This window comes from Sinomonas halotolerans, assembly GCF_039615075.1.
GTDB lineage: Bacteria > Actinomycetota > Actinomycetes > Actinomycetales > Micrococcaceae > Sinomonas > Sinomonas halotolerans.
This window is the reverse complement of record NZ_JBDFRB010000006.1, coordinates 121,760-134,737: the sequence shown is the minus strand read 5'-3', so window position 1 is coordinate 134,737 and position 12,978 is coordinate 121,760. Positions and strand designations below refer to the sequence as shown.

Here is a 12,978-nt window from a genome sequence, read left to right as displayed (position 1 = left end):
CCCCAATTCTTCCATGGATCGGCACTCGCGGTGGGACGTGGCGGGACGCGGGGCCGGCCCCGTCCTAGCATGGGGGGCATGGGCGCGTGCAGGGTGCGGCGGGTGTACGAGCAGTCTCCGCCCGGCACCTTCAGGATCCTCGTCGATCGGCTCTGGCCGCGGGGGCTCTCGAAGGAGGACGCCGGCGTGGACCTCTGGCTCAAGGAGGCCGCGCCCTCGGCGGCCTTGAGGACGTGGTTCGCCCACGACCCCGCGCGCTTCGAGGAGTTCGCCCGGAGGTACCGCGGGGAGCTCGAAGGGTCGGAGGCCTTCGCCGTGCTGGTCCGCGCTGTCCGCGACCACGACGCCGTAGACCTCGTCTACTCTGCCCGTGACTCGCAGCACAACCAGGCCGTCGTGCTGCTGGGCCTGCTCGACGGCCGCTGATCGCGGGCCGTCCCTGTGCGCGATCCCTGATCGCGGGCCGCTCCCGAGCGCCTTTCCGCACGAGCGCGCCGCCTCGCGCCCGGCGCCCGCGCGCAGGTAGGATGGTGTGCAAAGCGCAGACCCGGCCATCACCGGCGAGCTTCCGGAAGAACAGCGCGCGCCCCGTGCGGGCGGCGCCCAGTAGAACCGGACGGGCGGCCCGTCACAGCCGTGAATGAGAGGCCTGTCCCCGCTGCGGGGAGGGGCAAGTGAGGTGGTACCGCGGTGCCGTCCGGCGGATCCGGGCGTCGGCCGTCCTCGCATCCGTGGAGTCTCGAGCGAGGATCCGAGTGAGCGTGTACCCCAAGGCCACTACAACAGCTGATGGCGCGCAGGCGCCCGGCGCAGCCGTGCCGACTGCGGTGCGCTTCCCCGAGGTGGAAGAGCGCATCCTCACCTATTGGGACGAGGACGGCACCTTCCAGGCCTCGATCGACAACCGCGAGGCGGGGCGCGACGGCGCCAATGAGTTCGTCTTCTACGACGGCCCCCCGTTCGCCAACGGGCTGCCCCACTACGGCCACCTCCTCACCGGCTACGCCAAGGACCTCGTGGCCCGCTACCAGACGCAGCGGGGCCGCCGCGTGGAGCGCCGCTTCGGCTGGGACACGCACGGCCTGCCCGCCGAGCTCGAGGCGATGAAGCAACTCGGCATGAGCGACAAGGCCCACATCGAGAGGATGGGCATCGACACGTTCAACGATGCGTGCCGCGCCTCGGTGCTCAAGTACACCCACGAGTGGGAGGCGTACGTGAAGCGCCAGGCCCGCTGGGTGGACTTCGAGAACGACTACAAGACGCTCAATGTCGAGTACATGGAGAGCGTCATCTGGGCCTTCAAGACGCTCTACGAGAAGGGCCTGACCTACAACGGCTACCGCGTCCTGCCCTACTGCTGGAAGGACGAGACGCCGCTGTCCAACCATGAGCTGCGCATGGACGACGACGTCTACAAGGACCGTCAGGACCAGACCGTCACGGTGACGTTCCCGCTGCTCGCCGGAGACTCGGAGCTCTCGCGCGAGCTCGCCGGCGTCCTCGCCCTCGCCTGGACGACCACGCCGTGGACCCTGCCGACCAACGCGGCGCTCGCGGTCGGCCCCGAGGTGCGCTACGCCGTCGTGCCCGCGGGCCCTGGCGGCGCCGGCGGGAAGGCCGCCGGGAGCAGCGTCTCCGAGTTCGCCCCCGACGCGCGCTTCCTCCTCGCCGAGGACCTGGTTCCCGCCTACGCGAAGGACCTCGGCTACGGTGACGGGGCCGACGGCGCCGCTGCCGCCGCCGCGGCGGTCGAGCGCACGCTCGCGGGCACCGAGCTCGCGGGCATCCGCTACGAGCGCCTGTGGGACTACTTCGCAGATGCCGAGGTGTGGGGCACCCGGAACGCATGGCAGATTGTGGTCGCGGACTACGTCACGACCACCGATGGCACCGGGATCGTCCATCAGGCCCCGGCCTACGGCGAGGACGACCAGAAGGTCTGCGAGGCTGCGGGGATCGACGTGATCCTCTCCGTCGACGAGGGCGCCCGGTTCCTGCCGCTCTTCGCCAACGACGCCAACGGCTCCGCCCCGCTGGCCGAGATCGCCGGCCTGCAGGTCTTCGAGGCGAACAAGCCCATCACGCGGGTGCTGCGCGAGCAGGGCAGGCTCCTGCGACAGTCGAGCTACGTGCACAGCTACCCGCACTGCTGGCGCTGCCGGAATCCCCTCATCTACCGGGCCGTCTCGAGCTGGTTCGTCGAGGTCACCAAGATCAAGGACCGCATGATCGAGCTCAACGAGCAGATCACCTGGATCCCCGGCAACGTCAAGCACGGCCAGTTCGGCAAGTGGCTCGAGAACGCGCGGGACTGGTCTATCAGCCGCAACCGGTACTGGGGCAGCCCCATCCCGGTGTGGGTCTCGGACAACCCCGAGTACCCCCGCACGGACGTGTACGGCTCGCTCGCCGAGATCGAGCGCGACTTCGGCAGGCTGCCGCTCAACCATGACGGTCAGCCGGACCTGCACCGCCCCTTCATCGACGAGCTCACCCGTCCCAACCCGGACGACCCGACGGGCGCCTCGACCATGCGCCGAGTGCCCGACGTCCTGGACGTGTGGTTCGACTCGGGCTCGATGCCGTACGCCCAGGTGCACTACCCGCACGAGAACCAGGACTGGTTCGAGACGCACAACCCGGGCGACTTCATCGTCGAGTACATCGGCCAGACGCGCGGCTGGTTCTACACGCTGCACATCCTCGCCACCGCGCTGTTCGACCGGCCCGCGTTCCGCAACGTGGTGAGCCACGGGATCGTGCTCGGCTCTGACGGGCAGAAGATGTCCAAGAGCCTGCAGAACTATCCGGACGTCTCCGAGGTGCTCGACCGCGACGGCTCGGACGCGATGCGCTGGTTCCTCATGTCGAGCCCCATCCTCCGCGGCGGCAACCTCATCGTCACCGAGCAGGGCATCCGGGACGGCGTGCGCCAGGTGATCCTGCCGCTGTGGAACGTGTACAGCTTCTTCACGCTGTATGCGAACGCCGCGGGGGACTCCGGCTATGAGGCGGAGCTGAGGCACGAGGGCTACTCCGACCCGCTGGACCGCTACCTGCTGGCCGAGACCGGTCGGCTCGTGGCCCAGACCCAGGAGCAGCTGGACGCGTACGACATCTCGAGCGCGTGCGACGCGCTGCGGGAGTACCTGGACATGCTCACGAACTGGTACGTGCGCCGCTCCCGCCAGCGCTTCTTCGACGAGGACCGCGATGCGTTCGACGCCCTATACACGGCGCTCGAGGCCGTGTGCCGCGTCGCGGCGCCGCTCCTGCCGCTCGTGGCCGAGGAGATCTGGCGCGGACTCACGGGCGGCCGCTCGGTGCACCTGACGGACTGGCCGGACGCCTCGCTCTTCGCGCAGGACGCCGCGCTCGTCGCCCAGATGGACCGCACCCAGGCCGTGTGCTCGGCGGGCTCATCCCTCCGCAAGGCCGCGAAGCTGCGGGTGCGCCTCCCGCTCGCCGGGCTCACCGTCGTCGTGCCCGATGCCGCGGCACTCGCCGGGAGCGAGGCCGTCATCGCCGACGAGCTCAACCTCAAGTCCGTGCGGATCCTCGACGCCTCCGGGGCGAGCGAGGAGGAGTTCGGGATCGAGCGCCGGCTCGTGGTCAACGCCCGTGCCGCGGGACCCCGTCTGGGCAAGGGCGTGCAGCAGGCCATCAAGGGCTCGAAGTCCGGCGACTGGTCGGTGGCCGAGGACGGGACGGTGACCTCCGGCGGCCTCGCCCTCGAGCCGCACGAGTACACGCTCGAGACGGTCGTCGACCCGGCGAGGGCGGGGGAGGCGGCTGCGGTCGCGATGCTGCCCGGCGGCGGGTTCGTCGTCCTGGACACGCTCGTGACGCCCGAGCTCGAGGCCGAGGGCACCGCCCGCGACCTCGTGCGGCTCGTCCAGCAGGCGCGCAAGGACGCCGGACTCAACGTGAGCGACCGCGTCCGGACCACCGTCTCGGCCCGTCCCGGGGTGCTCGCCGCGGCGCGCGCCCACGAGCCGCTGATCGTCGGCGAGACGCTCAGCGTCGCGCTCGCCCTCGTGGAGGCCGACGCCGACCCGTCGGCGACCGTCGTCGCCGTCGCTGCGAGCCCGGCGTCGTCCGCCCCTGTGACGGGGGAGGAGGCCCTGTGACCGAGCAGCTGCCCGAGCTGGCCACCGTCGAGGAGGTCTACGCCGAGCTCCTCTCCCGGGCGCCGGAGAACAGGATGGAGCCGCGCCTCGCGCCGCTCTACCGCGCGATGGACGTCCTGGGCGAGCCGAACCGCGCGTTCCCGGTCGTGCACCTCACGGGGACGAACGGCAAGACGTCCACGGCACGCATGATCGAGGCAGGGCTGCGCGCCCACGGCCTGCGCACGGGCCGGTACACGAGCCCGCACCTCGTGAAGGTGACGGAGCGCATCAGCATCGACGGCGAGCCGGTCGCCGATGAGACGTTCGTGCGGATCTGGAACGAGATCGCGCCCTACCTCGCGATCGTCGACGCCGAGCTGGTCGCCGCGGCCCAGCCCCGCCTGACCTACTTCGAGTGCGTGACCATCCTCGCCTTCGCCGTCTTCGCGGACGAGCCCGTGGACGTCGCCGTGATCGAGGTGGGGCTAGGCGGCATCACGGACGCGACGAATGTCGCCGACGGCGCAGTCTCCGTCGTGACCCCGATCTCGCTCGACCACACGGACCTCCTCGGCGACACGGTCGAGGACATCGCGCGGGAGAAGGCCGGCATCATCAAGCGCGGCGGGTTCCTCGTCAGCGCCGCGCAGCCGCCCGAGGCGGCGCAGGTGCTCCTCGAGAAGGCGCGCGAGGTGGGCGCCGCCTTCCGCTTCGAGGGAGTCGAGTTCGGCGTCGAGTCTCGGGCCGTGGCCGTGGGCGGCCAGGTCGTCACCATCCGGGGGCTCGCCGGGCGCTACGAGGAGCTCGCCGTGCCCCTGCACGGCGAGCACCAGGCCCAGAACGCGGCGGTCGCCGTGGCCGCGCTCGAGGCCTTCCTCGGCGGAGGGGAGCGCGAGCTGGACCGGGAGGTCCTCCAGGAGGCCTTCGCCCAGGTCTCCTCGCCCGGGCGGCTCGAGGTGGTGCGCACCGCCCCGACGATCGTCCTGGACGCCGCGCACAACCCGGACGGGATCCGCGTGAGCGCCGCCGCGCTGAAGGAGGCGTTCGACTTCTCGACGCTCGTGGCAGTCATCGGGGTCCTGCGGGAGAAGGACGCGGAGCAGATGCTCCGTGCCCTCGCCGAGGAGCTCGCCGACCTTCCTGTCGAGTACTGCTTCACGCAGTCCGGCTCGCCGCGCGCCATCCCCGCCGAGGAGCTCGCGGAGCTCGCCATCGACCTCGGCTTCGGCGAGGACGCGGTGCATGTCGCGGAGAAGCTCGACGACGCGATCGAGTACGCGGTGGAGCGCGCCGAGGCCGTGGGCGACTTCGGCGGGGGCGTGCTCATCACGGGATCGATCACGGTGGTGGGCGAGGCCCGCCTGCTCCTGAAGGGCGGCGAGTGATGGCGCGGCTGTCGAAGGCCCAGCGCGAGTGGCGCCCCGGGATGCCGCGGAAGCGGCGGAGCATCAAGGTCATGTTCGCGTCCTTGACCCTGGCCACGGAGGCGTTCGTGGTCTTCTTCGCCACGCTCGTCGTCTTCGGCCTGCGCGGGAGGGAGCTCGGCGCGGTCGCGGTACTCGGCACGGGCCTCACGCTCGCCGTGCTGTTCGTCCTCGCGTGCGCGGTCCTGAGGCGCCCGTGGGGCATGGGCCTCGGATGGGCGCTCCAGGGCGTGCTCATCGCCCTGGGCATCTTCGAGCCGATGATGTTCGTGGTCGGCGCGGTCTTCGCACTGACCTGGTGGTACGCCGTCCGCACCGGCATGCGCCTGGACCGCGAGAACGCCGAGCGTGACCGCGCCCAGGCCGTCTGGGAGGCCGACCACCCAGAGGAGTCGACCGCCCGGCCAACTGCCGCCCCCGAGCAGCCGGAGGGTGACGCGGGGGCGTCCGCCGGTCAGTAGACTGGCCCCTGACCCCCAGCACGTCTACCCAGGAGCATCTGTGAGCATTGAACGCACCCTCGTCCTCGTGAAGCCGGATGGCGTTGCCCGCGGCCTGACCGGGACGATCCTGGCCCGGGTCGAGGCCAAGGGGTACCGCCTCGTGGACCTGCGCCAGCTCGTGCCGGGGCGCGAGCTCCTCGCCGAGCACTACGCCGAGCACGAGGGACGGCCCTTCTACGAGCCCCTCCTCGAGTTCATGGCGTCCGGCCCGGTCGTCGCGGCGGTCTTCGAGGGCCACCGCGTGATCGAGGGCTTCCGGTCCCTCGCCGGCGCCACGGATCCGACCACGGCGGCTCCCGGCACGATCCGCGGCGACTTCGGCCGCGACTGGGGCCTGGCTGTGCAGCAGAACCTCGTGCACGGCTCGGACTCGCCCGAGTCGGCCGCCCGCGAGATCGGCATCTGGTTCGGCGCCTGACCCACCCGTTCCGGGTACAGATCGCTTCGGCGATGTGACGTCTCGGGTACAGATCGCGCCGCTGTTCCGAGGTTCCGGGTACGCGGACGATGACGGCCGGTGACTCCCAGTTGGGAGTCACCGGCCGCCGTCGTCCGCAATGCGCCTCGGCCAGGCCGCGCCGCACAGGCGGTAGGCAGCCCGTGAGGCGGTCTGCCCAGGGCCGGTGCTACATCGTCGAGGGAACGAACATGTGGATGAAGCGGAAGAAGACCGAGGCGATCACGCCGAGGTAGAGGACGGCCACGATGACCCAGGTCCAGTCGCGCAGCGCCCTGGCCAATGCCGGGGGCACCGGGATGATGCCGTGCACCGCATTGCGCACGGTCGTGAGGACGAACATCGGGATCATGGCCGCCCATACGACCATGCAGAAGGGGCACAGGATGCCGATCGCGTAGAGCGCCTGGCTCCACAGCCACACGACGAATGCGAAGCCAGCTGTCACGCCGACCTGCAGGCCGATCCAGTACCAGCGCCCGAACCGGGCGCCCGCGAGGATGCCCATCGCGGTCGTCAGCGTGATGGCGAACGCGACGATCCCGATGAACATGTTGGGGAACCCGAACACCGAGCTCTGCCAGGTGTCCATCACCTCGCCGCACGAGACCCAGGGGTTCACGTCGCACACGGTCACGTGCTCGGGGTTCTTGAGCTTCTCGATCTTCTCCAGGACGAGGGCGCCGGAGGCGAGCCATCCGACGACGCTCAGTGCGGCGAGGGTCCAGGCGAAGGGGATGCGGCGGAGGGCTCCCGGCAGCGACAGATCGGGCTCGGGGGAGCCGCTGCCCGTGCTCGCGCTCGCGGGTGCGGCGTTGGTCTGTGGTGTCATGGGGTGAAGCGGTCCTTCCTCGACTGACGCCCTCGCATTGTAGGCCTTGAGGCTGGAGGCAGCCCACAGGATGCACCCCGCGGACACCCGCGCTTCCGAGCGGGCAGGGGAGCCGTGTGAGACAATGCGAGTGGCCGGACGCTGTCCCACATGCGGCGGACGGTCCGGTGCACAGCGAGAAAGACCGCCGGCCCACCGTGAGTCTCCGCAGCGATCCTCCGATCAGCGCGGGGAACGGGTCTGAGCGGCACCTGGCCGGCCCTGACGGGAGGCGGGTTGTACGCGGCACCGGCTCGCGCGGCTCACGCTGCGCGGGTACAGGACTGACTTCTGCCGGCGCCTGCGGGTGCCGGCTCGTGGAGCCGTCGCGGCGCCGGATGTGGGGGCTGCCGGGGCGGCCTTTTGGAGCACGTACAGATGGATAACGAGCAGTCGGCCGAACAGACGGCCCCTGAAGCAGCACCCGCCGTGGAGACCCCTGCACCGCGGAAGCGCGCGACCCGGCGCCGGGCGGCTTCATCCGAGGCCACGGCAGCAGCCGTGGAAGCGTCCCCCGCGTCCGAGACCGCCAGCGAGGCCATCCCGGCCAGCGAGGCCATCCCGCCCAGCGACAGCCCGTCGGCCGGGGAGGGCGCCTCGAGCGAAGAGCAGCGCGCCACGGAGGCGGCCGCACCCGAGAAGCCCAAGCGCGCCACGCGTTCCCGCAAGAAGGCGCCTGCGATGGAGGAGGACCGCGAAGAGCCCGCCGCCTCCGCCGGGGCTCCGGAAGCGGCAGCCGGAGACGCTGCAGAGGCAGCGCCGGCAGCAGAAGCACCGGCAGGTGCTGCGCTGGCAGACGCAGGACAGGCAGACGCAGGACAGGCAGACGCTGGACAGGCAGCGCCGGCGGAGGCCACGGCGCCGGCGCGTTCACGCCGTCGTGCGAACCGCGCCGCGGCGGCCAAGGCGGACTCGAAGTCCGCTTCCGGGAGCGCAGCCGAGCCGGTGGCCTCGGCGCAGCAGCCCGCGGCCGTGGAGGCCCCACCCACCCCTGAGTCCGCTGAGGAGGCTGCCCCGGTGACGCGCGCGAAGAGCACGGTGCGTGCCCGGCGTCGTGCGAGTGCAGCTGCGGCTCCCGCCCGCGCCGCTGCTCCCGGAGCGAGCGCAGCGGCGGAAGAGGCCGCGGCACCGGCGCCCGAGCCGCGCAGGGGCGCAGCTGCAGAGGTGCCGGCAGCCGCGGAGGTGCAGGCCGCCCCGGCACGCCGTCGGCGCGGATCGAAGCCGGCCTCTGCCAGCGCAGAAGCCGCGACGGCTGAGTCAGCCCAGGCCGGGTCCACCCCTGCCGAGGTCGCCCGCGGAGCCGAGCCGACCGGCAGGACCGCGCCTGCCGAGGAGGCGCAGCAGGCCGAGGACGCCGAGCAGGCGCAGGCGCGGCAGGCTGAGCGGAGCGGCTTCGCGGCGCTCTTCAGCGACGCCGTGTCGCCGACCTCGGTCATCTTCCAGGCCCCGGACCTCAGCGCGATCGCCCGGCCCGAGCCCGAAGGCGCCGATGAGGACGAGGACGAGGACGAGGAGGAGACGCCCTCGCGCAGGCGCCGCCGCAGCCGCGGCCGCCGTGGGCGCGCGCGTGCCGGCGAGGACGCAGGGCAGGGCGAGGGCCCGGATGACGGCGACGAGGACGAGGACGAGGGCGGTGCCGAGGCCGAGTCCGGGGCCAGCGCCGACGGGATCGTCTCGCGCCGTCGGCGTCGCCGCCGCCGTGGGGACGCGGACCTCGAACTGAGCGAGGACGACGACCCGAACACGGTCACGAAGGTCCGGGCGCCGCGCTCGTCGGAGCCTACGTCGCACCGGGTCCAGAGCGTCAAGGGCTCCACGCGCCTCGAGGCGAAGAAGCAGCGCCGCCGCGAGTCGCGGGAGTCGGGCCGCCGCCGTCAGGTCATCACCGAGGCCGAGTTCCTCGCGCGCCGCGAGTCGGTCGAGCGGCAGATGGTGGTCCGCCAGAAGGAGGACCGCATCCAGATCGCGGTGCTCGAGGACGGCATCCTCGCCGAGCACTTCGTGTCCAAGACGCAGCAGGACTCGCTCATCGGCAACGTCTACCTCGGCAAGGTCCAGAACGTGCTGCCGTCGATGGAGGCGGCCTTCATCGACATCGGCCGGGGGCGCAACGCCGTGCTCTACGCCGGCGAGGTGAACTGGGACGCCGCGGGCCTCGACGGTGCCCCGCGCCGGATCGAGAACGCCCTCAAGTCCGGGGACGCGGTCCTCGTGCAGGTCACGAAGGACCCGGTGGGACACAAGGGTGCCCGCCTGACGAGCCAGATCTCGCTGCCGGGCCGCTACCTCGTCTATGTGCCGGGAGGCTCGATGACGGGGATCTCCCGCAAACTGCCGGACGTGGAGCGCAACCGGCTCAAGCGCATCCTCAAGGACCGGCTGCCCGAGGACGCCGGCGTGATCGTGCGCACGGCCGCGGAGGGCGCGAGCGAGGAAGAGCTCACGCATGACATCAACCGGCTCCGCGCCCAGTGGGAGTCGATCCAGTCGCAGGCGACCTCGACCAAGACGCTCGCCCCCGAACTGCTCTACGGCGAGCCGGACCTGACCATCAAGGTCGTCCGGGACGTGTTCAACGAGGACTTCTCGAAGCTGATCGTCAGCGGCGAGGAAGCCTGGGACACGATCGAGGCCTACGTGACGTATGTGGCCCCGGACCTGCTCGGACGGCTCGAGAAGTACCAGGGCGAGGACGACGTGTTCACGAGCTGGCGGATCGATGAGCAGATCCACAAGGCGCTGGACCGGAAGGTCTTCCTGCCCTCGGGCGGCTCCCTCGTGATCGACCGCACCGAGGCGATGACCGTGGTGGACGTCAACACAGGCAAGTTCACGGGCTCCGGGGGCAACCTCGAGGAGACTGTGACGAAGAACAACCTCGAGGCCGCCGAGGAGATCGTCCGCCAGCTGCGGCTGCGGGACATCGGCGGCATCATCGTCATCGACTTCATCGACATGGTGCTCGAGTCCAACCGCGACCTCGTGCTGCGGCGCCTCGTGGAGTGCCTGGGCCGGGACCGGACCAAGCATCAAGTGGCCGAGGTGACCTCCCTGGGCCTCGTGCAGATGACGCGCAAGCGCATGGGCACGGGCCTCCTCGAGGTCTTCAGTGAGAACTGCGAGGTGTGCGGCGGACGCGGCGTGATCACCCACGACGAGCCCGTCGAGCGGGGCGTCCGCGCGGCCCCGCCGTCCCCGGAGGCCCAGCAGCCGCGCGGTGAGGGATCCGGCGGTGCCAGCGGGCGCAAGCGCCGCCGCCGCGGCGGGGCGCAGAACGGCGAGGCGCCGGCGGCGCCGGCACCTGCTCCGCAGCAGGACGACGCCGACCGCCAGGCCCGGGCTCAGGCCACTCGTGCGGCGCTCGCCGCCGTGGCGGCCGCGGCGCACGCTGCCCACGCCCACGATGACGAGGTGGCGGCGCTCGCTGCGCATTCCGCAGCCGACGGTCAGCCCGGTCCGGAATCCGCCCCCGTCGCCCCGTCCATGCGCCCGGTCCGCGGGCCGGAGGCCGCAGCCGCCGCGACGGGTGCGCCGCGGACGGGGGCGCGCCGCCCTGAGGATCGCCGCACGGATGCCACAGGGCAGAAGGAGGTGCCCGCGGCCTTCGCCGCGCCGGCTCCTGCGGAGCAGCCCGTGCTCGGGCTCCCGGTGCCCCATGTCGATGCCGGCGGCCGGGCTGTCCTGACGATCGGCGGGGAGAAGATCGAGCTGCCGCACGGCGAGGCCGTACCGGCCCCGGAACCGGCGCCGCAGCCGGCGCTGAGCCTCGATGTCCTGGCCCAGGCGTTCGACGCCCTGACGGGGGAGCAGCGCTCCGCCGCCGAGGACGAGCGGCCCACGCGGCGCCGCCGCAGCAGGGGCGCTCGCAGCGGCCAGGGCTCGGCGGAGGTGACGCGCGTGGACGCGTCCGCAGGCGCCGTCGGGGGCCAGACCCGGACCGCCAGCGCCCCGGCCGCGGCCGGCGACGCCCGGCCCGCCACCGACGAGGGCCCCGACGACGGCCCCCTCATCCTCGGGGTCGGCGTCCCGGCCTCGGAACTGTAGTGGCGGCCGACGCCGGAGGCCGCGGCCCGGGCATCCCCCGGGTGCTGAGCATCGCCGGCTCCGACCCGTCGGGCGGAGCCGGCATCCAGGCCGACCTCAAGAGCATCGCCGCGATGGGCGGCTACGGCATGTGCGCGATCACGGCGCTCACGGCGCAGAACACGCGCGGGGTCACCGCCGTGCACACGCCCCCGCCGGAGTTCCTGGCGGCCCAGCTCGAGGCGGTCGGCAGCGACATCACGGTGGACGCCGTCAAGATCGGGATGCTCGCCGACACGGAGGTGATCCGCACGGTCGGCGAGTGGCTCGCCCGGACCCGGCCCGGCGTCGTCGTGCTGGACCCGGTGATGGTCGCCACGAGCGGTGACCGCCTCCTGGCGCCCGACGCCGAGGACGCCCTGCGCTGTCTCCTCGCCCAGGCGCACCTCGTGACGCCGAACCTGCCCGAGCTCGCCGCACTGCTCGGCGAGCCGACCGCGGCCTCGTGGGACAAAGCACTCGACCAGGGGCGCCGGCTCTCGGAGCGGACCGGTGCGGTGGTGCTCGTCAAGGGCGGCCACCTCGAGGGCGCGGCATGCCCCGACGCGCTCGTGGACGCCCGCGTGGCCGGCAGTGGCAGCGTTGTCGAGCTGCCCGGGACCCGTGTGGACACGCGCAACACGCACGGGACGGGCTGCTCGCTCTCGTCGGCCCTTGCGACGGTTCAGGCGCGGACGGGCGACTGGGCCCGTTCCCTCGCAGTGGTGAAGGAGTGGCTGCGTGGGGCTCTCGAGGCCTCGGACGAGCTCGAGGTCGGCCACGGGCACGGACCCGTGCACCATTTCCACCATGCGAGGGCGGCGGTGCCGCTCGCGCCGGGGGAGTTCGCCGAGTCACTGTGGCGCGACGCCGAGAAGGTGCGGGCCGAGATCGCAGCGCTGCCCTTCGTGTCCGAGCTCTCGGCGGGAACCCTCTCGCCGGAGGACTTCGCCTACTACCTCGCCCAGGATGCCCTCTACCTCAACGCCTACTCGCGTGTCCTCGCGAGGGCGAGTGCCCTCGCGCCGAGCGAGGCCGAGCAGGCCTTCTGGGCCGAGGGGTCGCGGGTGTGCCTGGAGGTCGAGGCGGAGCTGCACCGGACCTGGCTCGCGCATCACCCCGCCGAGGCCTCCCAGCGTGCCATGGGGCCGGTCACGAAGGCCTACACGGACCACCTGCTCGCCGTCTCCGCCTCGGGAAGCTACGCCGTGCTCGCCGCGGCGGTGCTCCCGTGCTACTGGATCTACGCCGAGGTGGGGGCTGCCCTCAGCGGCCGCCACGCGGCGCGCGCGGACCCGGGCGACCACCCCTACGGCGCGTGGATCGGAACCTACGCCGATGAGGCGTTCGCCGAGGCCACGCGGCGCGCAGTCGCCTTCACCGACGCGGCCGGACGGTCGGGGTCGGGCGCCGAGCGGGCGGCCATGCGCGAAGCCTTCGGGGCCTCGGCGGTGTACGAGAGGGAGTTCTTCGACGCGCCGCGCCGGTTCGCGTGACCGGAAGGGCCCCCTTCGTGGGCTAGACTTGAGGACGCGTGCTTTCCGGT

Annotated in this window: 8 protein-coding genes; 7 read left to right on the top strand and 1 reads right to left on the bottom strand. The window is 72.2% G+C overall.

The annotated features are described in order from the left end of the window. Window positions 1-78: 78 nt before the first annotated feature. The 5 genes from ABCQ75_RS09065 to ndk all read left to right on the top strand — a co-directional run bounded on the left by ABCQ75_RS09065 (window position 79) and on the right by ndk (window position 6,460). Window positions 79-426: a DUF488 domain-containing protein gene (locus ABCQ75_RS09065; protein ID WP_345884875.1), complete on the top strand. Its 348-nt coding sequence runs from the start codon at window positions 79-81 to the stop codon at window positions 424-426. A 329-nt stretch (window positions 427-755) separates the two neighbouring features. Beyond that, entirely contained in the window at window positions 756-4,133 is a 3,378-nt protein-coding gene (gene ileS / locus ABCQ75_RS09060) for an isoleucine--tRNA ligase (RefSeq protein ID WP_345884874.1), read from the top strand. Beyond that, window positions 4,130-5,500, top strand: coding sequence for a bifunctional folylpolyglutamate synthase/dihydrofolate synthase (locus ABCQ75_RS09055; protein ID WP_427916073.1), 1,371 nt, complete (start codon window positions 4,130-4,132; stop codon window positions 5,498-5,500). Before ileS ends, ABCQ75_RS09055 begins: the two co-directional genes overlap by 4 nt. Further along, the gene (locus tag ABCQ75_RS09050; RefSeq protein WP_345884872.1) at window positions 5,500-6,000 is read left to right on the top strand and encodes a DUF4233 domain-containing protein; all 501 of its coding nucleotides are present in this window, start codon (window positions 5,500-5,502) and stop codon (window positions 5,998-6,000) included. The genes ABCQ75_RS09055 and ABCQ75_RS09050 overlap by 1 nt, the downstream gene beginning before the upstream one ends. A gap of 40 nt (window positions 6,001-6,040) precedes the next feature. Next, complete coding sequence (ndk, locus tag ABCQ75_RS09045) at window positions 6,041-6,460, top strand: nucleoside-diphosphate kinase (RefSeq protein WP_345884870.1); 420 nt, start codon at window positions 6,041-6,043, stop codon at window positions 6,458-6,460. A gap of 208 nt (window positions 6,461-6,668) precedes the next feature. Here ndk and ABCQ75_RS09040 read toward each other — a convergent pair whose 3' ends face one another. Then, window positions 6,669-7,331: a vitamin K epoxide reductase family protein gene (locus tag ABCQ75_RS09040; RefSeq protein WP_345884868.1), complete on the bottom strand. Its 663-nt coding sequence runs from the start codon at window positions 7,329-7,331 to the stop codon at window positions 6,669-6,671. Window positions 7,332-7,871: 540 nt separating this feature from the next. On the opposite strand from ABCQ75_RS09040, the gene ABCQ75_RS09035 reads away from it, so the two are divergent. Beyond that, window positions 7,872-11,414 (top strand): Rne/Rng family ribonuclease, encoded by a 3,543-nt coding sequence (locus tag ABCQ75_RS09035; protein ID WP_427916072.1) that lies wholly within the window; start codon window positions 7,872-7,874, stop codon window positions 11,412-11,414. Further along, entirely contained in the window at window positions 11,414-12,928 is a 1,515-nt protein-coding gene (gene thiD / locus ABCQ75_RS09030; RefSeq protein WP_345884866.1) for a bifunctional hydroxymethylpyrimidine kinase/phosphomethylpyrimidine kinase, read from the top strand. Before ABCQ75_RS09035 ends, thiD begins: the two co-directional genes overlap by 1 nt. Window positions 12,929-12,978 lie beyond the last annotated feature (50 nt).

Excerpts from the sequence above, each read along its gene's own strand:
- ABCQ75_RS09065 (WP_345884875.1), top strand. The coding sequence starts at position 79 with ATGGGCGCGTGCAGGGTGCGGCGGGTGTACGAGCAGTCTCCGCCCGGC.
- ABCQ75_RS09050 (WP_345884872.1), top strand. The coding sequence starts at position 5,500 with ATGGCGCGGCTGTCGAAGGCCCAGCGCGAGTGGCGCCCCGGGATGCCG.
- ABCQ75_RS09040 (WP_345884868.1), bottom strand. The coding sequence starts at position 7,331 with ATGACACCACAGACCAACGCCGCACCCGCGAGCGCGAGCACGGGCAGC.